The 21,443-nt window shown below is 39.6% G+C and carries 23 protein-coding genes; 5 read left to right on the forward strand and 18 right to left on the reverse strand.

All coding sequences use genetic code 11. From position 1 onward, the window contains the following. Positions 1-337 precede the first annotated feature (337 nt). Both NV349_RS13215 and NV349_RS13220 read left to right on the forward strand, forming a co-directional pair. The gene (locus NV349_RS13215; protein WP_058844536.1) at positions 338-1,453 is read left to right on the forward strand and encodes a methionine biosynthesis PLP-dependent protein; all 1,116 of its coding nucleotides are present in this window, start codon (positions 338-340) and stop codon (positions 1,451-1,453) included. Positions 1,454-1,456: 3 nt separating this feature from the next. After that, positions 1,457-2,617, forward strand: coding sequence for an aminotransferase class I/II-fold pyridoxal phosphate-dependent enzyme (locus tag NV349_RS13220; RefSeq protein WP_271910180.1), 1,161 nt, complete (start codon positions 1,457-1,459; stop codon positions 2,615-2,617). Positions 2,618-2,754: 137 nt separating this feature from the next. Here the strand turns inward: NV349_RS13220 and NV349_RS13225 are convergent, their stop codons facing one another. Continuing rightward, positions 2,755-3,183 carry an NUDIX hydrolase gene (locus NV349_RS13225; RefSeq protein WP_036123251.1) on the reverse strand — a complete coding sequence of 143 codons (429 nt, stop codon included), beginning with the start codon at positions 3,181-3,183 and terminating at the stop codon, positions 2,755-2,757. Between the two features lie 67 nt (positions 3,184-3,250). Here NV349_RS13225 and NV349_RS13230 point away from each other — a divergent pair, with 67 nt between their 5' ends. Continuing rightward, entirely contained in the window at positions 3,251-3,745 is a 495-nt protein-coding gene (locus tag NV349_RS13230; protein ID WP_082673749.1) for a GNAT family N-acetyltransferase, read from the forward strand. A gap of 34 nt (positions 3,746-3,779) precedes the next feature. Here NV349_RS13230 and NV349_RS13235 read toward each other — a convergent pair whose 3' ends face one another. The 16 genes from NV349_RS13235 to NV349_RS13310 form a co-directional block, all read right to left on the reverse strand. Further along, the gene (locus NV349_RS13235) at positions 3,780-4,658 is read right to left on the reverse strand and encodes a YwqG family protein (RefSeq protein ID WP_036123248.1); all 879 of its coding nucleotides are present in this window, start codon (positions 4,656-4,658) and stop codon (positions 3,780-3,782) included. Between the two features lie 31 nt (positions 4,659-4,689). Next, positions 4,690-5,028, reverse strand: coding sequence for a cupin domain-containing protein (locus NV349_RS13240; protein WP_036123245.1), 339 nt, complete (start codon positions 5,026-5,028; stop codon positions 4,690-4,692). Between the two features lie 20 nt (positions 5,029-5,048). Then, positions 5,049-5,585: a hypothetical protein gene (locus tag NV349_RS13245; protein ID WP_058844535.1), complete on the reverse strand. Its 537-nt coding sequence runs from the start codon at positions 5,583-5,585 to the stop codon at positions 5,049-5,051. 118 nt (positions 5,586-5,703) lie between these two features. Continuing rightward, on the reverse strand, positions 5,704-5,856 hold the full coding sequence (locus NV349_RS13250; protein ID WP_004231380.1) for a YpzG family protein: 153 nt from the start codon (positions 5,854-5,856) through the stop codon (positions 5,704-5,706). Positions 5,857-5,985: 129 nt separating this feature from the next. Beyond that, positions 5,986-7,968 carry an AraC family transcriptional regulator gene (locus NV349_RS13255; protein ID WP_271910190.1) on the reverse strand — a complete coding sequence of 661 codons (1,983 nt, stop codon included), beginning with the start codon at positions 7,966-7,968 and terminating at the stop codon, positions 5,986-5,988. Positions 7,969-8,130: 162 nt separating this feature from the next. Further along, complete coding sequence (locus tag NV349_RS13260; RefSeq protein WP_036120141.1) at positions 8,131-8,448, reverse strand: DUF3784 domain-containing protein; 318 nt, start codon at positions 8,446-8,448, stop codon at positions 8,131-8,133. Between the two features lie 11 nt (positions 8,449-8,459). Continuing rightward, complete coding sequence (locus NV349_RS13265; RefSeq protein ID WP_082673748.1) at positions 8,460-9,740, reverse strand: alpha/beta hydrolase; 1,281 nt, start codon at positions 9,738-9,740, stop codon at positions 8,460-8,462. A gap of 13 nt (positions 9,741-9,753) precedes the next feature. After that, positions 9,754-10,833: a DUF1648 domain-containing protein gene (locus NV349_RS13270; protein WP_036120134.1), complete on the reverse strand. Its 1,080-nt coding sequence runs from the start codon at positions 10,831-10,833 to the stop codon at positions 9,754-9,756. 7 nt (positions 10,834-10,840) lie between these two features. Continuing rightward, a complete protein-coding gene (locus tag NV349_RS13275) occupies positions 10,841-11,218 on the reverse strand; it encodes a GntR family transcriptional regulator (protein WP_036120131.1) in 378 nt (125 codons plus the stop codon). A gap of 555 nt (positions 11,219-11,773) precedes the next feature. Further along, the gene (locus tag NV349_RS13280; RefSeq protein ID WP_036120128.1) at positions 11,774-12,151 is read right to left on the reverse strand and encodes a carboxymuconolactone decarboxylase family protein; all 378 of its coding nucleotides are present in this window, start codon (positions 12,149-12,151) and stop codon (positions 11,774-11,776) included. A 204-nt stretch (positions 12,152-12,355) separates the two neighbouring features. Beyond that, entirely contained in the window at positions 12,356-13,735 is a 1,380-nt protein-coding gene (gene argH, locus NV349_RS13285) for an argininosuccinate lyase (RefSeq protein WP_058844533.1), read from the reverse strand. Positions 13,736-13,815: 80 nt separating this feature from the next. Continuing rightward, the gene (locus NV349_RS13290; protein ID WP_058844532.1) at positions 13,816-15,009 is read right to left on the reverse strand and encodes an argininosuccinate synthase; all 1,194 of its coding nucleotides are present in this window, start codon (positions 15,007-15,009) and stop codon (positions 13,816-13,818) included. 278 nt (positions 15,010-15,287) lie between these two features. Next, the gene (locus NV349_RS13295; protein ID WP_036120119.1) at positions 15,288-16,097 is read right to left on the reverse strand and encodes a CPBP family intramembrane glutamic endopeptidase; all 810 of its coding nucleotides are present in this window, start codon (positions 16,095-16,097) and stop codon (positions 15,288-15,290) included. Between the two features lie 78 nt (positions 16,098-16,175). Further along, positions 16,176-16,970 carry a MerR family transcriptional regulator gene (locus tag NV349_RS13300; RefSeq protein ID WP_058844531.1) on the reverse strand — a complete coding sequence of 265 codons (795 nt, stop codon included), beginning with the start codon at positions 16,968-16,970 and terminating at the stop codon, positions 16,176-16,178. A gap of 108 nt (positions 16,971-17,078) precedes the next feature. After that, positions 17,079-17,834 (reverse strand): SDR family NAD(P)-dependent oxidoreductase, encoded by a 756-nt coding sequence (locus NV349_RS13305; RefSeq protein ID WP_058844530.1) that lies wholly within the window; start codon positions 17,832-17,834, stop codon positions 17,079-17,081. A gap of 8 nt (positions 17,835-17,842) precedes the next feature. Next, positions 17,843-18,832 carry an MBL fold metallo-hydrolase gene (locus NV349_RS13310; protein WP_170829910.1) on the reverse strand — a complete coding sequence of 330 codons (990 nt, stop codon included), beginning with the start codon at positions 18,830-18,832 and terminating at the stop codon, positions 17,843-17,845. A gap of 347 nt (positions 18,833-19,179) precedes the next feature. Here NV349_RS13310 and proC point away from each other — a divergent pair, with 347 nt between their 5' ends. Both proC and namA read left to right on the forward strand, forming a co-directional pair. Further along, positions 19,180-19,983, forward strand: a complete 804-nt coding sequence (gene proC, locus NV349_RS13315) for a pyrroline-5-carboxylate reductase (protein ID WP_058844529.1) — start codon at positions 19,180-19,182, stop codon at positions 19,981-19,983. Positions 19,984-20,031: 48 nt separating this feature from the next. Next, positions 20,032-21,042 (forward strand): NADPH dehydrogenase NamA, encoded by a 1,011-nt coding sequence (gene namA / locus NV349_RS13320; protein ID WP_058844528.1) that lies wholly within the window; start codon positions 20,032-20,034, stop codon positions 21,040-21,042. Between the two features lie 50 nt (positions 21,043-21,092). Here namA and NV349_RS13325 read toward each other — a convergent pair whose 3' ends face one another. Beyond that, positions 21,093-21,371: a YuzB family protein gene (locus NV349_RS13325; protein ID WP_080717045.1), complete on the reverse strand. Its 279-nt coding sequence runs from the start codon at positions 21,369-21,371 to the stop codon at positions 21,093-21,095. Between the last annotated feature and the right edge of the window lie 72 nt (positions 21,372-21,443).

Consider the following 21,443-nt stretch of genomic DNA (forward strand, 5'->3'; position numbering starts at 1 on the left):
TTTATGCGTATCCTTCTCTTTCTCTGTTCTATCCATCTCTTTCCGCGTTCTATCCGCTGCTTTTCTTATTCTATCCACCAACTTTATGCGTATCCTCCACTTTCTCTGCTCTATCCTGTTAACTTAACTAGAAGCTCCCACACATTGTTGCTCATAATTTAATAATCAATCTCCTACTATTCCTACGTGATTAACTATAAATAATCTAGCTAATTTTCAGAAAACACCCTTGTTCTTCTTTAGTATCCATGTTAAATTGGTAACAATTATTGAGAATACTAATAAATTGAAAGCGAAAATTGTCGCTTTTAATAATATTGGAGAAAAGAGTGACGTCATGACATTAAACAGAAGTATTGAAACAAAACTTGTACAACTAGGAAATTTAAGTGACCCCATAACAGGTGCTGTGAGCCCGCCGATCCATTTATCGACTGCTTATAAACATGCTGGAATTGGGGAATCTACTGGCTTTGACTATACACGTACAAAAAATCCTACACGTGCTCTTTTAGAAGAAGGGATTGCTGATTTAGAGGGGGGCGATATGGGCTTTGCCTGTAGTTCAGGGATGGCTGCTATTCAATTGGTGTTATCCTTATTTAAACCAGGCGATGAGTTAGTCGTGCCTGATGATTTATATGGCGGTACCTATAGACTATTTAACTTCTTCCAAGAAACCTATAATATCAAGCCTGTTTATTCAAAGTTTGAATCGGTTGAACAGGTGGAAGCATTAATAACTGAAAATACTCGTGCGTTATTCATTGAAACCCCAACAAATCCACTTATGCAGGAATTCGATTTACAAGTGTATGCAGAGTTAGCCCATAAACATGGAGCCTGGTTAATTGTAGATAATACCTTCTATACACCATACTTCCAACGCCCTATCGAATTAGGGGCAGACATTGTCCTTCACTCTGCTACAAAATATATCGGTGGTCATAATGATGTTTTAGCTGGTTTAGTTGTGGCTAAAGGTAAGGAATTATCTGAACGCATTGGCTTTATTCATAATGGCAGTGGTATGGTGCTAGGCGCTATGGATTCGTGGTTACTTATTCGCGGTTTAAAAACTTTACATCTCCGATTAAAACAGCATGATGCAAATGCAAAAGCCATTGCTGCTTATTTAGAGGAAGAAGCATTAGTGACTGATGTACTTTATACAGGAAAAGGTGGCATGCTGTCATTCCGCTTGCAAAAACCTGAGTGGATTGACCCATTCCTTCGTCACTTAAAGTTAATTACTTTTGCTGAAAGTCTTGGCGGTGTGGAAAGCTTTATTACATATCCTGCCACACAAACACATGCAGATATGCCATATGAAGAGCGTGTTGAACGTGGCGTTTGTGATCGTTTACTTCGATTCTCTGTCGGTATTGAGGAAGCAGAAGATTTAATTGCAGACTTACAACAAGTATTCGATATCCTAAGAAAGGAGGCATAATTTATGAAGCAACGTATTGAAACGAGCCTCATTCATGCAGGTGTTCGTGATGGCTATGGTAATAAAAAAGGGGCTGTCAATGTTCCCATGTATCTGTCCTCTACCTTCCATCAAGAAAGTATGGATGAGTTTGGAGAATATGATTATGCTCGCTCAGGCAACCCTACGAGAGACGCATTAGAAAAAGCTGTGACAGAACTTGAAGGTGGTGTTCGCGCTCATGCCTTTTCTTCGGGCATTGCAGCGGTATCAGCAGCGTTAATGCTGTTATCCCAAGGGGACCATATCGTCATGACCGAGGATGTTTATGGTGGAACCTATCGTTTTGTGACAAAGGTGTTACCACGCTTTGGGATTTCCCATACATTTGTAGATTTCACGGATCTAGCAGCAGTAGAAGCAGCAATAACGCCAGCTACGAAGCTGCTTTATATGGAAACACCATCAAATCCGACATTAGGCATCACAGATATTCGTGGCGTGGTGGCACTAGCGAAACAACACCAATGTCTGACATTTTTAGATAATACCTTTATGACACCGTTACACCAACGTCCACTAGAACTTGGAGTTGATGTCGTCATTCATAGTGCAACTAAGTTCTTATCTGGTCATTCTGATATTATTGCTGGCTTAACAGTTACAGCAGATGACAAGCTAGGACAAGAGCTATACTTTATCCAAAATTCTTTTGGCAATATTTTAGGTGTACAAGATTCTTTCACACTGCTACAAAATATCAAAACAACAGATGTGCGCTTTAGTCGCTCTGCTGAATCTGCACAAAAAATTGCAACATTTTTAACTACAAATCCACTGGTTGAGCAAGTCTACTATCCTGGACTTGCCTCACATCCAGGGTATGACATTCATCAGCGCCAAAGTACAAGTGGTGGGGCTGTTTTGTCTTTCCGTTTACCGAATTATGCAGCCGCAAAAGCATTAGTCGAAGCAATGACAATTCCTGTTTTCGCGGTCTCTCTTGGGGGTGTGGAATCAATTCTTTCCTACCCAGCAAAGATGAGTCATGCTGCTATGGAGCCTGAGGAGCGTGCAAAACGCGGCATCACAGATGGACTTTTACGATTTTCAGTGGGACTTGAGCATGTAGATGATTTAATCGCTGATTTTGCACAAGCCTTAGAGATTGTGGCCAAGGCTTGATTGAACCAACCTGAAAGAGACCGTTGAAAAACCCTAACTATTTTACGAAACACTCATTGCGTGTTTTATCATAGTTAGGGTTTTCTATTTGTTAATAGCTAAAGTAGTCATGCCACCGCATCTTTATAATCCTACGTTCAATTTTTCACCTTTCCTAACACACGGTATAAATAATCACCATGCCCCTTTGCTAGTAGCGCTTCTTGCTCAGCAGAAATCCAATAAAATGAAAAAATTAAATCCGCTTCATTTAAGCCCGTTGGATGATGTTGCCATGAATCTTGTGTTTCATCGGATGTTAAATGATAAAAATAACGTTTCTGTAAAATACCTGACGGATGATTAAAATAGTCCTGTGCAATTAACCTCTGAACGACAAGTGTTGTTAGACCAGTCTCCTCCAACATTTCACGCTTCACAGCTTCTAAAGGTGTTTCGCCCTCTTCTACTGTACCTTTGGGCACTTGAATACCTGCACCAACTGAATTCTGTTCAAATACGAGCACTTGTAATTGTTCTTCATGCTCTCTCGTAATATAGCCAAATGCTTTTTCCACTACTTGCATGAAAGTGACCCCCTTTTGACTGATTGAATGTTACAATAAAGATAAAAATTGGAATTTCAGGTGAAAAGTGTTGACATTTATTATACGACAGATGCTAGAAAATGACATTACTTTTGTACAAGAAATTGCTAGAACAAGCTGGCACCATACATATGAAGGAATCATCCCTCGTGATATTCAAGATCGCTTTTTACAAATGGCGTATAGCAGTAACCGTTTAACACAGCGCTTCACTACTAGCCTATTTTTAGTCGCAATCGTCGATGAATCGCTAGTAGGCTTTGCTAATTTCTCAAATGTTACACATGGTGAGGCAGAGCTGCTTGCCATTTACTTGCATCCTGATAGCCAGGGGAGTGGTATCGGTTCAGCTCTTTTACAAAGAGGGCTAAACATGCTTCCCAGCCTATCGTCATTATTTGTTTGTGTAGCAAAAGAAAATACAATTGGTATGCATTTTTATCAGGCAAAGGGGTTCGAAAAGCTAGTAGAATTCGATGAGTGTTTCGATGGTTATCCGCTTAAAACAGTGAAAATGGTGAAACAACATGAAAAAGGATAACGGTTGCTTTGACAACCGTTATCCCCCTTTGTTTTTAAAAGCATTGTAAGACAACCCATGTCTGATCAAAGCGGGTCTTTTGGCAATCATCCTCACGAATCCAAAAATACAATCTACCGCTATCTCCCCACATATATCCAAGCTCTTCTTCTGAATCAAGTTGAAGCAATAATCGCCAGTCTGTTGCCCCAGCCTCTAATTCCCTTCGAAGGGGATCATTATAGCCAGTTGAATCGCCACAATATAAGCCATTGGAGACAAGCTGACATTGTAAGTACATATCCCCTTGAATAGCATCTGGAAAACCGTCTATGCGATGAACGGCTCCATTTGCATCAGCTTCTTCCATCGATTCATATGCAAGGTCTCTCAAATTATCTGCTTCCTCTTCCGTTAGAGTTTCTTCTAAATCATCCCAAAATGGAGATTCCCAGGGCGGGAGTGTCCATTCATTTTTAAACTGCAGACTTGCACTGGCAATGTCGCCATGTTTGAGTAAGATAGCAGGTATTTTTATTCTTGTAAGGCTACTAACTGGTTCTGTGAAATAGAAAACATTGAAGCCATCATAGTCTTTCGGATCGTATCCCCATGGTTGCTCGGCTGCATCATAGAAAAAGGACAATAATCCATCTGTAGGTAATAAATTGTTGGTATCGTAAGGTTTGATATCCTTTACATGTAGTTGGCAAAGGAAATACAACGGTCTCTTATCGTTCGTATATGGCCACACAAAATCTGTGGGAACATCCGGACAGCCACCTATTTTTGAATGGCCAATCGGAATTTCTTCATCAGCATTTTGCTTAGCTACCATACGTATAGAGCTTCTAGTATAAGCTGCTATTTGCTCAGCCTTATGTGCTAACCCATAGTCTTTCAACCATTTGTTCCATTTTTCTGTGTTGCTCAATGCCTTCCCCTCCTACCGTTACACACGTTTTTTATGTAAGATGTATATGCTCAGCTTGGATCACAAGTGCTGTCAAGCCTGTCGTACTACCAGATTCATGCGCCTGCCCTTGATGCCAAAGTACACCCTGTCCAGATTTTATGGTGATTTTTTCATCATCTTCACCACGAACCCAGCCTTCGCCATGCATCACGATAAAAAGCTGAGGAACAGGGGCTTCATGCATACCAACTACCCCATTTGGCTCAATATAGATGAAACCGATATTCACTGGCTCTTCTGTTTTCATAATGTTCCGATAAAATGCATTGTTTGATTGATATTGATGAATTTGCTTCGCTAAATCTTGTGTATATGAGATGAATTGCATTTTTCTATGTTCCTTTCATGCTAGGCTAATTCTTCCTGTGCAAATGCTAGCAGTGTACCATCTTCTGATTTGCCATAAAAAGCAAAGGCATCATAGCCAATACTTTTTATCGTCTCCCAATCTGCTGTTTCTCCGTTGAGTAGCTGTACATTGCCATGTTCATCTACCTCATAGTCTTCTGCTTCTTCGTCATAGTCAATATTATAGAAAAATGATAGGACAACTTCTGTTGTGGGCAAAAGATATTTCCGTAGTGGACGATGGATACGCTGCTCCTCCGTAAATTCATCACAAAATAGCGCATTATAGCCATGTAGGGTTGCATCAAATAGCAAAATTTCCTCCGCCGTTAAAGGGTCTTTTGCAACGATTCTAGCGGTTGCTCCAGTAATGAAAGGCAATGCCTCACCTTCGATTGTTAGTAAATCTCCATAGTACCAAATTTCAAACTGTTTATTCCCTGTGCTGGAACAAAGCTGTAACTGTGATTCAACTGCCTCTAGCTGTTCAACATTTTCTGCATATGACTGTAAATAAGTTGGAATAGTAATATTCATAGCCTTCCTCCCCTTTTCTTCCTTATAACGTATTATAATACATTCCGCCTTCTATTTTTATCCATAAAAAAACCCAGAATTTTTTCTGGGCTTGATGACACTTACTTTTCTAACATGATTAAAACTGACGGGCCTTTGCTTCACTTCGCAAGAGGCGATTATGGAGAGTTATCTCCGTTTCACCATTTACTTGCGATTTGGATCGCTTAATCCTTGACCAGTTGCGGTGGATTTTTTGAGATTTTGGATCTAATTGTTCGAACCTACTCATTTTTCATCCTCCTCATCATTATAGATTTCATAAGTGAAATCTTCTTTATTATGACCAGCTAGGATGAATTTATACAAACGGCCATTCATCAGAAAATAGCTCTACTTTATTGCAAAATGAATGCAGGTTTTACTTGCTTTTTATTTTTTTCTCCAATAAAACTTTGACAATTTTCTCAAGTTGTAGGTCTAAAGAGTAAGGATCTTCCATGACAAACTCATCATCGAACTCACCATACATATAAACATTGCCATTTTTAACAGCAGGTGCTCCCTGCCAAATCGGACTATTCAAAATTTCTTCTGCATCTTCTTGCGAATTGACATAGACAAATACATGATCGCCTAAATACTGTGGCAATACCTCTAATGAGATATTTTCAAAGCCCTCTTTCATGTTTAAAGCTTGCTCTGTTGGAGGTAATTTCAACATCTGATAAATGGTGTTACTACCATAATTCCCTCCCTCAGCAGCTAACACAAATAAACCTGTAGGGCTTAATTGCACGACTGATACCGTTTCACCTTCTTTAATGATGCCATCGATTTGTTTTCGAGCATCTTCTACCCTCTGTTCATATTCTTCTATCCATAACTCAGCTTCTTGCTCTTTTCCAAATACCTCAGCAATTCTTCTAAATTTTTCTAACGGCCCTGCCGTCGAAAGCTCTTCCCAGTAAGGAATAAAAACAGTAGAGCCGATTTTTTCATATTGTTCAATATTTTTCTCAATCGACCCAATGATTAAATCGGGCTCTAGCATAATGAGTTTTTCAGGATTCATTGGGAAGCCACCTAAATTCTCGATTTTAGCGAGCGTTTCTTGAGGAATCCCCGCTTTCTCAATCCAACCTTCCGTTAACATGCCTTCGCGGACACCAACTGGAATAATTCCTAACTTTAAAAGCTGCCCCATATATTGATCAGCCGCTACACGCTGTGGCTGAGCTGGAATTTCTACATCACCTCTAGGCGTCGAAACAATTCTTGTCTTTCCTTCTTGTACAGCCTCTTGTCCACTATTCGCTTGTGATTCCACTTGATTTGTCGATGATGAGGCTCCATTTGTATTTGAGCATGCTGCTAGCAGCAATGATAGGCACATAAACAACGTCATAGCCTTTACTTTCATATTTTTGTACTTCGACATTTCATTTACTCCCTTTCGTTGATAATGATTTTCAATTTCATCATCAATATAACACTCGAATTGTTTTGGGAGAATAGCATATCTTCTTTTCCAAAGTGGCAATTCTTCATCTTCCAGTTGCCGCTTTTGCCTCCATGCCACTTTAAATTGTGCTGGAGATACACCCTTGTATCGTTTAAAGCTTCGGCTCAAGGAATGACCGTCAGGATAACCGACATGCTCCGCAATTTCCTGCAACGTAGCATCTGTTTGCACGAGTAATGCCGCTGCTTTATTGACACGCATTTCACCTAAATAATGAATCGGGCTTGTATGCATTTTTTCTTTAAACAGTTTTGATAAATAACCAATGCTACAGCCTAACTCTTGCGCTATGATGTCTAGTGTTAGAGGCATATGCGCATGTTCCTCTATATAGCGAACTGCCTGCGCCACCATATCTGGCTTTACGGGATGAATTCCCTGTCCATGCATTTGCCGCAATAATTCATAGATAAATTGATAGAATAATGATTTTATATGTAAATTTTTCAGCTCTTTGTCATGGGCCTGTTGCCAAACTATCTTCATCTGCTCTGCTCTGTCAAGTAATGCAAGAGGATGAGCTGGCACAAAAGCATATTGATAGTGGAAAGGATTATGATTTTCCATCAAGGCTACCATTTCTTGGCGATGAGGTAACGGAAGTATTGCCTTATAGAAAATCATAAAGTATTCAAACTCTTTCTCCGCTACAATCTCTACATCCACCCCTTTTCCTGCATGCAGGACGTGAAACGGGTGTACCAGATGTCTGTTTTTATCCAGCCAGATTTGAGCATTCCCTCTTTTTGTATAGAGAAAGGCACTGGTCGGCAATCGATAGGGACCAAAATCCTCTCCCTGCTCCATCATTGTCAATCGTACATCCATAATTTTGATGTATGCGTGATTCCATAAAAGTATATGATCACTTAATTTCATCGAGCTCAAGCACTCCTTCTAGTTTAACCAATAGCATGTCTCTAGTTTAACAGAAATCCCACTAATTGATAATAATTCTCATAGATAAAATGCATTTCCTTCAAATGTAGCCAAACAAAATGGACTTGTCATTGCATTGACCAAGTCCATTTTATATCCTTCTTATTTTTTGAAACGATTGCCTGTGTTCACATAGATCATTAAAAAGATCGTCAATGCTACGAAAAGAACAAGTCCGATACTAAAAAATAACCACTGTGTATGAAAAAGTTCATTAAGAATCCATAAAAGCACACAAAAGCAGTAGCCATACATCATTTTCCCCATAAATCTCGCCAATGCTTGCTCATCATACTGCTTTTTTTCTTCTTCTGGCATCGTATTAAATCCTGCGATTAAAAACGCTCCTTTCCCTTGGGACAGCACAATGGCAAAGGTCAGAAATAGCAGCATGATAATTCCATATACAAAGATACTCATCGTTCATCATCCTACTCTTCATTAATAAATTGCTGAATCGCTGGTAGTAATTTTTCATGTAATGGCAATGAAGGGTCTGAATAGGTTGCTAAGTTTCCTGCACGATCTGCTGGAGCCTTTTTCAATACATGGTTCATACCCTCCATATAAAGTAGCTTCGCCTCTGGTTTGCCTTTCTTTAATGCCTCGGCATCGACTTCCTTTACTTGTAAATCCGTTGTTCCTTGTACGATTAATACACGGCTTTTTACTTTCTCCAACTCGTCAGCAGGATGGTACTTTAGCAAGGAAATCAGGAAAGGCTGAACAGATGGACGGAAGAGGGCTTGCAGCTCTGGCGAAGCAGTTGTCACCTGCTTGCCTTGCTTTAAAGCTGTCAAAATATCCGTTGATTCATTGTAAAGCTTCGGTGCTAACTGACCTTTTAATTGCTCTAAGAGTACTACGTCCAATGGTCTTCCAGCACCTGCGATAGAGACGAAGGACGCTACCCCTGTTTTTTGAGCTGCTAGCAAACCAATGAGTGAGCCTTCACTATGACCAATCACGTGTACACTTGTATAAGCTTTATCCGCCATCAATGTTTGTAGGATTTGTACTGCATCATCCACGTATTGATCAAACGTCCCATCTTCTTCCTTTGTTAAGAGCGCTTGATTATCACCAAGTCCTCGCTTATCATAGCGAACCGTCGTAATGCCCTCTTGTGCTAAACCTTCCGCCAGCATTTTTAAGCTATTATTTTTACCAGCTAGAGCAGAATTACCATCTTTATCAGTTGGCCCAGAGCCTGCTATAATGAGAGCCACAGGCGATGGCGACGTGCTCGCTTTTTGTAAAGCAACTGTTAAGTCTCCCTGTTGAACAGGAATTTTTAGTTTTTCATAGGTAACGGGCTGCTCTTTATAAGCCGTTAAAATTAGGGGGAAATTCCCACCATTTTGTTGAAATGTAGCCTCTATTTGTTCATTTTTTAATATGCCGTTTATCGCAATAACAGAGCCGTTCAAATGAATAGATATTTTTACATTGTCATCTGTATACTTGACACTTTGAAATGGAAAATTAGATAAACCTTGTGCTGGAACAGATAATGTACCACTATCCTTCTGTAAATCGACGATAATTGGCAGTGCTCCATTAGGCGTTTCAATATTTCCCTCCCATTTTCCGATAAACTGTTCATTCATTGCACTTTGCCCCTTTGTCTCTTGATTGTCCGCAGTGACCTCTTTTTGCCCACAGGCACTTAAAAGTAACAATGTGCAACATAACAATAACCATTTTTTCATCCAATCTTCCTCTCTATATGAAGATCACCAATAAAATTGGCAATAAGGTAATACCGATTATGATGTAGCTCCATTTATTCGCAAAATTGACAGTCCATCCGATTCCAAATTTTTTCGGCACTAATAAGGATGGATCGTTTTTGTTACAATAAAAAATCCCCCATTTCCAGTATTGATCATCTGCCGCAGCTGTTTCATTTGTATGTACCTCATCAAAACGTTCATTGCTTTTACTGAGCTTCCAAATTAATACTAGTAAGCCACCTAATGTAACGATATTAAAGACAAGAAAAAGAGGGAAAAAGTATGGGGCTGTTTGGTCATGTAAAATAACGGTTGTATAATGTAAAGCAATAAATAGAATCGTCATACTAAAATTAATCGCTGCTAAATACCAGCTACCATATTTGCGTTGAGTCAGTTCCCGATGAACTGAGGCTTCTCTAGCCTGTGCACTCAATTGAATTTTGGCACTTTTCATCCCTTGGCCCATGATGAAAAAGCTAATTTGTATCGCTAATAATATCAGTGGCATACTGATGACGGAGAGCCTAGTTTTTTCAGTCCAACCATCCGCCTCCCCTGCACCATTCCAATGCGTGGCAAAAATTGCTGGAATGGTGTCATAATTCATGTACGTAAAAACAATCAATGCCAGTGTCATGATGATAGGTAAACTAAAAAATAAGGGCGATAGTGTTTCATCTTTTTGGCGGATTGTTAAGTCTGTTACATGCACCGTTTTAATGTTTGTTTCCCATTGTTCCTGTCCCTTTAAATTTTTCGTTTTAACATGGTAACTCATGTAAAGACCAGATGATAGCAGGAGCATGACATACAAAAGGATAAAGGAGATTAAAGACGTTTTCTCCTCTTGCATAGGCGACAAAGAGAATCCGATTTGACCTAGTAAAAATAAGCCTGCAATTCCTCCGATAATTTGACTATAACGCTTCTTCCAAAGCTGTAATTGAGGATGCTTGACATAAGGTTCTGGTATGGAAACACCAAAAACATTCGTTTTTCTTGTTAAATGTGGTGTCATGGTTTCCAAAATACCAACAATGATAAAGATGCCTACTATTATAAGCATACTACCCCTACTTCCATTGTTTTAAAATTCGCTGGAACAAACTTGTTATTTGTTCTTTTTCAAACCCACGTGCAAAAGCTTCCGCCATAATTGGCTTTAAAGCATTTTCCACTTTTTCAACCTCTGTTTCTTCCAGCTCTCGCTTTTGCCCACCAATAATGACTGCCTTCGCTTTCGGTTTTAATTCGATTAACCCTTTTTCCTCGAGTTCATGGTAGCTCTTACTCACTGTGCTTACATTGATACCTAAATCCGTAGCCATCGCACGCACCGCTGGTAATGTATCACCATTTTTCAGTTCACCTTTTGCGATGAATTCAATTAATTGATTGGCTAATTGCTTATAAAGCTGCAATTCACTATTTGGATCTAACCGTATTTGCATATCGCTCCTCCAATCTGTATTGTTAATACCCAAACAGAATCTGTTATGTATAGAGTAATACAGATTTCTCAAAATGTCAAATGAAGGTAATGATGAAGGTGACTAACTCACCTATGTGAATGTCTTATATGATGTTTTACCTTTGAAAGGGGTGGAGTCTTGGCTTGGGTGAGTGCATTTTGCCTTCCTTATGAATTTTATTACCCTAGTAGGAGCGCCTTTCTCTCTGCTTCTCACCCTCAATTAGATTGTTAACAGTGAACCACAAAAAGGACCCAGAATAATTCTGGATCCATGGACACTTATTGCTTCTATTTGATTTTTTACTAGTAGGTTTACGCTTCAACTTAATCTACAGCGAAGCAGATCAATTCTGTTTCACCTTTAGGCTTAAGTTTTAAGAAGCTTCAACCTTAACCAGTTGTGGCGGACTTTCCTGAGATTCTTGGTCTTTGGGTGTTTGACTATTACTCATTCTGCATCCTCCCCATCATATTAGATTAATAAGTGTTTCCGAACTTATTATGAACCTTTGCCTGATTTTTTATTCATGCTTCAAATTTTTTCTGCAAAGACTTGCTGTGCAATGGTTAAGGCATTTTGCACTTTTGGAAAACCGATGTAGGGCACTAATTGTAACAGAGCCTCGACAATTTCTGTTTGTGTTAAGCCTGCATGGTATCCTCGTTGGATATGGGTTTTTGTTTGCGGCGCAGCACCTTGTGTGACAACTGCTGTTATCACGACAAGTGCTCGATTTTTGGCCTCCAATCCTGGTCGTGCATAGACATCACCATAAGCAAATTCAATAATCATTTTGCGTAAATCAGGTGCCACATCGGCTAATGGATCGGATGTAATCATCTGTGTTACTTCTTCCTCAGTCATATATTGTTTGATTGTGTCAAGCCCCTTTGTAAAACGTTCATTCATTTACTGGATTCCTCCCACCATTTTCTTATACAAAAACCCCAATTCCGCGTCTCCAGAATTGGGGATTGTCCTTCACGTATGTAAGGGTCTCTTTTTCACGTCACCCTCTGGCTTAGTTGAAAAAGGATATAGGTTTTCATAGTGCCTCACTGGACAGCTTTAATGAATATCTATGCAAAAGTCACAAGGACATGCACGCAACAATTAATGTTTTACAAGACAGGCTTTTGCTTTGTCAATTTGGATCTTCACTTGTTCGAAGCCGGTTCCACCTAAGGAATGACGGCGTCGAACAGCCGCTTCTGGCGCTAACACATCATAAATATCTGCTTCAATTAGTGCACTTTCCTGCTGCATTTCTTCCAGTGGTAAATTTAATAAGTAAATCCCCTTTTGAATACACGTGAAGACAAGCTTCCCTGTCACCTCATGTGCCTCACGGAATGGCATACCTTTTGTCGCAAGATAATCTGCTAGCTCTGTTGCATTTGAAAAATCAGCATGGACAGCTTGATGCAAACGTTCTGTATTGACGGTCATTGTACGAATCATGCCTTCAAAGATTTTCAGTGAACCAAGAATGGTATGCACAGTATCGAACATGCCTTCTTTATCCTCCTGCATATCTTTGTTATACGTTAAAGGTGTGCCCTTTAACACGGTTAATAAGCCCATTAGATTCCCGTAAACGCGCCCTGTTTTCCCACGAATGAGCTCTGCCATATCAGGGTTTTTCTTTTGTGGCATAATGGAAGAACCTGTAGAGAAGGCATCATCCAATTCAATAAATTTAAATTCATCTGTAGACCAAATAATAATTTCCTCAGCAAAGCGTGATAAATGCGCCATTAACAAGGATGCATTACTTAAAAATTCCACAATAAAATCACGATCACTCACAGCGTCCATAGAGTTGGCATATACCTCACTAAAGCCAAGTAATTCTGCGGATTTTAAGCGGTCGATTGGGAAAGTCGTTCCCGCCATAGCCCCTGCCCCTAATGGCAAAATATCAATGCGCTTGATGGATTCTGTAAAGCGTTGTTTATCACGCTCTAGCATCCAAAAGTACGCCATTAAATGATGCGCAAAGGATATTGGCTGGGCACGTTGTAAATGTGTATAACCAGGCGCAATCGTTTCAATATGTTCTTGAGCCTTCTCTACTAATGTTTGTTGAAACGTCACGATTAAATCAATTGCTTCCTGCACACGCTTTTTCAAGAAAAGATGCATATCCGTCGCGACCTGGTCATTACGGCTACGACCTGTATGTAGCTTGCCACCAACAGGACCAATTAAATCAATCAGCATCTTTTCTAAATTTAAGTGTATATCTTCATTGGCAACGCTAAATTCAAGCCCACCTGCGATTGCCTTTTCTTTTAATTGGGCAAGACCACCTAGTATGGCCTCTACGTCAGCTACAGGTAAAATTCCTGTTGCACCAAGCATTGTGACATGTGCAACACTACCTTCAAGGTCCTCTAGCACAAGTTGCTGATCAAAGCCAATGGATGCCCCAAATTCGTCTACCCATGCTTCTGCTGATTTTTGGAAACGTCCACCCCAAAGTTTTGTCATGTCAGCTCACCTTTTCCTTTATTTCTTATTGAAAGGTGTAGTGAAAGCATAATGCCTTCCCACACCTCGCTTGTTAAATATTATTTTTTATTAACAGATGAGTTCACTACGGTTGGTAGACCCCATAACTCGATAAAGCCTACAGCGGAAGCGTGATTGAATTGATCTTCCTTCGAGTATGTTGCTAGCTTTTCATTGTATAGTGAATTTGGTGATTTACGTCCTTCTACAATCGCATGCCCCTTGAACAGTTTCACACGTACTGTACCATTTACATATTGTTGTGATTGCGCAAGGAATGCTTCAAGTGCATCACGTAATGGCGAGAACCATAACCCATCGTAAATTAATTCAGATAATTTTTTCTCAATCACTGGCTTGAAGTGTGCTAATTCTTTTACAAGTGTTAAATCTTCAAGCTCTTTATGCGCTGTTAACAGCACTTTTGCTCCTGGGATTTCATAAACCTCACGTGATTTAATACCAACGAGACGATTTTCTACATGGTCGATACGTCCTACACCATGCGCACCTGCTACTGCGTTTAATTCTTGAATTAAATCTGCTAGCTTCATTTCTTTTCCGTTTAATGCTACTGGTTTACCAGCTATAAACTCGATCTCCACATATTCTGCTTCATTTGGTGCATTTTCAACAGAAACAGTTAAGCCGTAAGCTTCCTCTGGTGGAGATACCCATGGATCTTCCATAATTCCTGCTTCATTGGCACGTCCCCATAAATTTTGGTCAATTGAAAATGGTGAATCCAATGTTGCTGGAATTGGTACATTATGTTTCATCGCATATTCAATTTCCTCGTCACGACTCCAGCCCCATTCACGTACTGGTGCTAATACTTCTAGATCAGGATTTAATGCTTTAATAGACACTTCAAAACGAACTTGGTCATTACCTTTTCCTGTGCAACCATGTGCAACGGCATCCGCACCGACCTGGTTCGCAATCTCTACTAATTTTTTTGAGATTAGTGGGCGAGAAAGTGCTGATACTAATGGATATTTTTGTTCATACCAAGTATGGGCTTGTAATGAAATTAATGCATAATTTTCAGCAAATTCATCCTTTGCATCTACCATATAAGATTCAATAGCTCCTACTTGAAGAGCTTTATTTTTTACGAATTCAAGGTCTTTCCCTTCACCAACGTCAAGGCATACCGCAATTACATCCCAACCCTGTTCTTTTAACCATGGAATTGCTACCGAAGTATCAAGTCCGCCTGAGTAAGCTAATACAACTTTTTTATTTGCCATTAAAAATGCGCCTCCATTGCTCTATCTATATGTATTTTTATACATTCATTTAAAAGTTTATACACGAATAGTATCATGTTATAAAAATAAATACAAGTGTATTTTTATAAATTCATAGACATTTATTTTACTAGTTAAGCGAACGTCAACCAATCCATCAAATCATTGGAGAAAGTATGAATATTTACTCGAATAAGCGTTTTTTCACTAAAGGCATAAATGTATACTATATAAATGTATCAATAAAAAAGAACCCCGTAGAAAACGGGATTTTTTTTTCACGATTTAATTGATTTTGTCTTGTACAATGCATTCTTTGGATTAATGATGATCAATAACAGGGCGGCTACTGAATATAAAATGGCATTATACATCATTAAATCAACGAGATGCCCGTTCACTAAACCAATAAAAAAATTAAAGAATTGGTGAATGATGATGGGGATGATTAAATTCTGATTGATGTTATAAAATCCTGCCATAATAATACTCGTCGCTATGATGGCTATCATAAAGAAGCCACTATATTGGAGTAAATCCATGCCCATAAAGCCAGTCGTAAGCCATATCGGTAAATGCCATAGCCCCCACCAAAACCCGATGATGATAGAGGCGACTAATGCGGAATACTTCTTTTGAAGCTCCAGCAGGGCAAAACCCCTCCATCCCAATTCTTCACCTAATGGTCCTGATAAAAGATTTCTAAAAAAGTAATAGCTCAGTATAACCCAAGAAGAGATTGTAAAAATAGAATCTGTTTGATGATTATTCATAACTAGACTCAAAATAATAATAAAAATGACGACTTGAATCGTCAGCACTGAAAAAATCACCGATCCGTTCAACCTATTCTTAAATTTTTGTTTCACAAAGTGTAGAAAGCTCTGTCCAGGATATATTTTCGGAAATAATATAGCGAAGGCAAAGGTTGATGACCATGCTGATAGACAGCGTATTACATCGAAAACCCACGTTGGAAACCCTAACAGCTTGACAGCTCCTACAAGACAAAAAAGCGGCCAAAAAATGACATTGGTTAAGACAATAAAACTCGCTACAGGTCTTTTTAGCTTCTTATTTCTATTCATGTTGATCCCCCATTTCATTGCACTGAACTTCAGCATAAACCTGGGGGTTGCTCACAGGTCAATCATCTATCTCTATTTTTACTTTATTGGCACATACATTTCTAAAAAAATACGTTCCAGCCCTTCTTCATACGTAACTAGCAGTAGATTGATATACACAAGCCCTAACAGCTCATAGCCCATTTCCTCGGCTACTTTTCTCATACTGGCTTCCACTTGATCGTCCGTATTTTTACCACCTGTAGACCATCTACCATCTTCAATGATTGTATAAAGACATTTTGGATAGGCTCGAATTTCCCCAGCTATTGCCTTGTCATCATCTTCAACTTTTCTGGTAATTATAAATTGTTCTTCTAGTATCCCTTCATCATTAAACCGTATTACTCTTCTTAATGATGTAAGGACCACTGCTTTTTTAAAATTATCGGTGTTTTCTTTTAGAATGTCATATTCATCATAAGCGGTATAATGATCTATTTCTCCCATTATCTCTAGTGGTTTCATTTCTTTTATACTGTATGTTCCTAAACATTGCTTAATTTTTTCGCAATCTTCCTTGACCCTTTGTAACTTTTTTAATTGTCGTTTTTTATAGGCAATCTCCTCCAACATTCCCTGCTCTTTTTCTTCTAATAATGAGCGAATGCCCTCGATACTCTTGCCTCTTCTTAATTCCTGTATTATTTTGATTTCCAAATCAATTTCTCGATAAAAATTGACCGTTGTTAGGTCATAGATATCAAAATGGGTATAGCTTCTGTAGCCATTTCCTTTATTTTGCTGAGGCTTTACCAATCCCTTTTCTTCGTAAAATTTTATCGTATCTCTAGAAATGCCTAAAAATTTAGCAACTTGTCCAATAGTGTACATTGTATTCTCCTTTTTTAGCTTCATCTTCCCTACTATATCAACAATTTCAGGTAAGTATGAAAAAAACTGTCGCCATACATAGGGAGCATGGCGACAGTCTGATTATTGCTATTTTTTATTGAAAAATGATTTGCCTAGAAATTCAATGGTTGCAGGTGCGAGTGCATATAATTTACTCGATAATCCCATGATCCTTGGTAAATTTACCTCACGAACTGGACGGTCAATTGTTTGAACTGTAGCTTGTGCCACTTCTTCTGCGGATAATAAAAATCTTCCTAAGGACTCTCTGTAGCCACCTGCATCATTTGCCTTATCTAAAAATGGTGTATCAATGGGACCTGGGTGGATGGCGGTTACTTTCACATTGTATGGAGCTAACTCCATACGAAGTCCATTCGTGAAACCGACAATGGCATGCTTGGTAGCAGCATAAACACTCGCTTTCGGTGTTGCTACCTTTCCTGCCTGTGACCCAATAAAAATTAGATGACCATGCTGTTGTGCCATCATTGCAGAAGCTAATCGTTTGGCAAGGTAAATCGGTACACTTACATTCAATTCAATCATTTGAGCAATATCCACATCCTTTAAAGCGGGGGCTACAGCAAATTTCCCTACACCTGCTGAAAGAATCGCCACATCAATGGGTGGGAGCTGTGAACAAACATCATCGAGTGTATGTAAATTGGTTAAATCAGCTTGGATAACGTGAGCTCCTAAACGTTCTAGCACCTTTAGTGCAACAGCATTACGACCCGTGGCATAAACTGTATGCCCTTGAGCTACAAGTAATTCTGTCGTTTTTAAACCTACACCACTTGTTGCACCTGTCACGAAGATCGTCTTTTTATATTTATTCATGTGTAAACCTACTTCCTTTGAAATAAATAGATACCTGCTTCGGTCTTCGTTGATTTAATATAATCATTGGCTTCTAAATAATCTAAATGCCCTAGTGTTTTGGACAAGGTTAATCCTAGCTGATGCTGGAATATGGCTGGATACAAGCGTTTTGTTACTTGTACAACCGTTAATTGATCGTCACCTAGCAACTCATTAACTTTCAATGATTGCTGATGCTGGCGCTCTAATCGTTTATCAATTAAAGAAGGAATATCCTCTAAATCGGCCCCATGCCCTGTATGCATCATTTTGATGGGTAATTGGCGTAGAATTTCGAGTGATTCATTGTATTGCAGTAAGGATTTTGGACGTCCTAATGTACGATCTAATGGTGGCTCGATTAATGGATTGGGCGTTATTTTTTCGAGTAATAAATCGCCCCCAATAACATGATGCGTTTTTTCATCCCAGAAAATAAAATGGCTTTGTGCATGACCTAATGTTTCTATTGCCTTTAATCCTGGATGACCGGGCACTTCGTCTCCATCCACCAAAATTTGTGTCAATGGGCGCTCACCCACAAGCTCTAATTCACGACGAACATGTACACTTTTTGTAATATATTCTTGTGGTACCCCATGCTCTAATAAACGCTCACTGTAAAATTGCTCGTGATAGCTTAAAAACGCTTCATCATGACGAAGCCATTTATCATTATAGGCATGCCCCAAAATTTCTGCATGTGGAAAGGCATCGACCCATCCTGCATGGTCAGGATGATGGTGGGTTAACACAACCTGTTCAATATCTCGCATGTCAAAGCCAGCTGCTCGAATTCCCCATTTCAAAGCATCATAGGCTTCCATCGTTTTTGGTCCAACATCAAAAATGCTGAGTGCATCGCCCTTTACAATAAATGCATTGACATCTCCTACTTCATAGGGTGTTGGAATTTCTATTTTGACTATAGACAAAGTTGTCTCCCCCTTTTTACGAGCTAGTGAATACTGATTCATTCTATTTTACAAGTTTTTTCTGTTTTCGTCATCCTCCTGTTGACAGTTTGCTAATTCCTCACTATAATTTTGAATAATCTAATTATTTTTGTGCGTTGAAGAAGCCGAGTACGTAACTGGTGAAGGTGTTAGAGAGTGTTACATTTGCTGAGAGTAACATCACCCGCTCCCATTACCGAACCTACTTCTGAGCAGTTATGCAAACATAACCGTTTCCCTTGCGATAAGAGGGCTAAGAGTTGTGCCAACAATTGGCAAACAAAGGTGGTACCGCGGAAACGAGAGCGTTTTCGTCCTTCAAGATAAGGACGAGAGCGCTTTTTTATTTTGAACTGGAGGTTTTGTTTATGAAAAAAATAGTATTTATCGGTGCAGGCTCAATGGCAGAAGCATTGATGCAGGGCTGGATAAAACAAAAGGTGTTTACACCACAGGAAATCTATGTCACCAATCGCTCTGACAAAGAACGTTTACAGTTCTTACACGAAACATATGGAGTCCAGTGCCTGTTTGATCAAGCCATTTATCAACAGGCAGATCTTATCATTTTAGCAATGAAGCCAAAGGATGCTGTTGCAGCCATGCGCGATCTAAAACCTAAAATTACAACGCACTCTGCCGTTCTGTCGATTCTAGCCGGTATTGCTATTGAGACGATTACTAAATTTTTAGGAAGTCGTCCAATTGCACGGGTGATGCCTAACACATCTGCCACAATCGGTATGTCAGCAAGTGGGATAGCATTCAATAATGAGGTGTCGGCGGCACAGCGTATTCTTTTCCTCCAGTTATTAGAGGCTGTCGGCTCCGTTATTGAAGTCGATGAGGATCAATTACATGCAGTTACAGCCCTTTCTGGTAGTGGTCCTGCGTATATTTATTATTTAATGGAAGCCTTTGAAAGAGTAGGAACAAAAGTTGGTCTTTCTAAAGATACTGTACGATTACTAATGACTCAAACACTGGCAGGTACTGCTGAAATGCTCAAGCAATCGGTAGATGAGCCGGATGTTTTGCGGAAAAAAGTAACGAGCCCTGGCGGTACGACGGAGGCTGGTATTCAGGCACTAGAGCAATATCAATTTAATGAAGCCATCGAAGCATGTATTAAAGAAGCGGAAGCTCGATCTCGTTCACTTGCAAATGGTTAATATTATGTGCAAAATAGAGTGTATCACTAGGAATTAGGGGGCTTTATTTTGAGTAAATTATTCGAACCATATGCATTACAATCCATTTCCTTAAAAAATCGCGTTGTTATGGCACCTATGTGCATGTATTCAGCGCAAGACGATGGCATGGTGACACCTTTTCATTTAGTCCATTATGCGACACGAGCAGCTGGTCAAGTTGGGTTAATCATCTTGGAAGCTACTGGTGTTGTGCCAGAAGGCCGCATCTCCAATAAGGATTTAGGCATTTGGGATGATGCACATATTGAGGGATTAAGTCAACTAGTTGAAGGGATGAAGGCTTACGGCGCTAAAACAGGCATCCAGCTTGCACATGCTGGTCGCAAAGCAACGGTGGATGGCGAAATTTTTGCTCCATCAGCTATTGCCTTTAGCTCAGACTATAAAACACCAATAGAAATGACAGAAGAGGACATTCTTTATGTAATAGAAGCGTTTAAACAAGCAGCTGTTCGTGCCACAAAGGCTGGCTTTGATGTGCTCGAGATTCATGGGGCACACGGCTATTTAATTAGCGAGTTTTTATCACCTGCGACAAATAAACGTCAAGATCAATACGGTGGTTCACAGGAAAACCGTTATCGTATCCTTCGTCAAGTTATCGATGCGATTCGCAGTGTGTGGGATGGGCCATTATTGGTACGTGTATCTGCAGAAGATTACGCTGAGGATGGCACAACAATGGAAGATTTTATTGTTTTTAGTCGCTGGATGAAATCTCAAGGTGTTGATTTGGTTGATGTATCAACAGGCGGTGTTGTACCAGCAGCTATTCATGTCTTTCCAGGCTATCAAGTATCGCATGCAGAGGCCATTAAGCATGGGGCAAACATCCCTACTGGTGCAGTTGGACTTATTACAACAGCTGTTCAAGCGGAAGAAATTCTCCAAAATAATCGCGCAGATTTAATTTTCTTAGCACGCGTTTTATTACGAGACCCTTATTGGCCACTTCATGCGGCTAAAGAATTAGGCGAAGAAGTACAACCTCCCGTACAATACGTGCGCGGTTGGTAAATTGATTTGCAGTAAAAAAACAGCTTGTTATCCCGCAAGCTGTTTTTTCATTAGAAAAGTGGGTTTTGTTTTAATTCTTCATCAATAGCCTGCACCAATGTCTCTGCGTCCTCTGCTGTCACGACTTCTCCATTAACTAGCGCAAAAATACTTTGCTCACAGATTTCACAGTGAGATGTACAACCAGATTCCTCTATCTCAATATCATCCCGTTCTACTAATTCATCATACGCATCTGCCGCACCAAGTGATAAATTAGTGATACAAAACTCCACTCTATTTTTTAGCTGCTGTTGTTCTTTCTTTTTTTTAAATAGAGAAAATACCATGTTTATTGACCTCCTACTCTTTAAAAACGATCATACCACAATTCGACAAAGTCTATGAAAACCCTTACACTG

It is taken from the genome of Lysinibacillus sp. OF-1 (assembly GCF_028356935.1).
GTDB lineage: Bacteria > Bacillota > Bacilli > Bacillales_A > Planococcaceae > Lysinibacillus > Lysinibacillus fusiformis_D.

What these genes read in the sequence shown, in the direction of transcription:
- NV349_RS13255 (WP_271910190.1), bottom strand. Translation starts at nt 7,968, where the DNA reads ATGAAATTAAGTGATCATATACTTTTATGGAATCACGCATACATCAAA.
- NV349_RS13290 (WP_058844532.1), bottom strand. Translation starts at nt 15,009, where the DNA reads ATGGCAAATAAAAAAGTTGTATTAGCTTACTCAGGCGGACTTGATACT.
- NV349_RS13300 (WP_058844531.1), bottom strand. Translation starts at nt 16,970, where the DNA reads ATGTACACTATTGGACAAGTTGCTAAATTTTTAGGCATTTCTAGAGAT.
- NV349_RS13215 (WP_058844536.1), top strand. Translation starts at nt 338, where the DNA reads ATGACATTAAACAGAAGTATTGAAACAAAACTTGTACAACTAGGAAAT.
- NV349_RS13275 (WP_036120131.1), bottom strand. Translation starts at nt 11,218, where the DNA reads ATGCAAATACGGTTAGATCCAAATAGTGAATTGCAGCTTTATAAGCAA.
- NV349_RS13310 (WP_170829910.1), bottom strand. Translation starts at nt 18,832, where the DNA reads ATGAATCAGTATTCACTAGCTCGTAAAAAGGGGGAGACAACTTTGTCT.
- argH (WP_058844533.1), bottom strand. Translation starts at nt 13,735, where the DNA reads ATGACAAAACTTTGGGGTGGACGTTTCCAAAAATCAGCAGAAGCATGG.
- NV349_RS13260 (WP_036120141.1), bottom strand. Translation starts at nt 8,448, where the DNA reads ATGAGTATCTTTGTATATGGAATTATCATGCTGCTATTTCTGACCTTT.
- NV349_RS13225 (WP_036123251.1), bottom strand. Translation starts at nt 3,183, where the DNA reads ATGCAAGTAGTGGAAAAAGCATTTGGCTATATTACGAGAGAGCATGAA.
- NV349_RS13270 (WP_036120134.1), bottom strand. Translation starts at nt 10,833, where the DNA reads ATGCTTATAATAGTAGGCATCTTTATCATTGTTGGTATTTTGGAAACC.
- NV349_RS13245 (WP_058844535.1), bottom strand. Translation starts at nt 5,585, where the DNA reads ATGAATATTACTATTCCAACTTATTTACAGTCATATGCAGAAAATGTT.
- NV349_RS13250 (WP_004231380.1), bottom strand. Translation starts at nt 5,856, where the DNA reads ATGAGTAGGTTCGAACAATTAGATCCAAAATCTCAAAAAATCCACCGC.
- NV349_RS13240 (WP_036123245.1), bottom strand. Translation starts at nt 5,028, where the DNA reads ATGCAATTCATCTCATATACACAAGATTTAGCGAAGCAAATTCATCAA.
- NV349_RS13295 (WP_036120119.1), bottom strand. Translation starts at nt 16,097, where the DNA reads ATGAATAGAAATAAGAAGCTAAAAAGACCTGTAGCGAGTTTTATTGTC.
- NV349_RS13325 (WP_080717045.1), bottom strand. Translation starts at nt 21,371, where the DNA reads ATGGTATTTTCTCTATTTAAAAAAAAGAAAGAACAACAGCAGCTAAAA.
- NV349_RS13220 (WP_271910180.1), top strand. Translation starts at nt 1,457, where the DNA reads ATGAAGCAACGTATTGAAACGAGCCTCATTCATGCAGGTGTTCGTGAT.
- proC (WP_058844529.1), top strand. Translation starts at nt 19,180, where the DNA reads ATGAAAAAAATAGTATTTATCGGTGCAGGCTCAATGGCAGAAGCATTG.
- NV349_RS13265 (WP_082673748.1), bottom strand. Translation starts at nt 9,740, where the DNA reads ATGAAAAAATGGTTATTGTTATGTTGCACATTGTTACTTTTAAGTGCC.
- NV349_RS13305 (WP_058844530.1), bottom strand. Translation starts at nt 17,834, where the DNA reads ATGAATAAATATAAAAAGACGATCTTCGTGACAGGTGCAACAAGTGGT.
- NV349_RS13280 (WP_036120128.1), bottom strand. Translation starts at nt 12,151, where the DNA reads ATGAATGAACGTTTTACAAAGGGGCTTGACACAATCAAACAATATATG.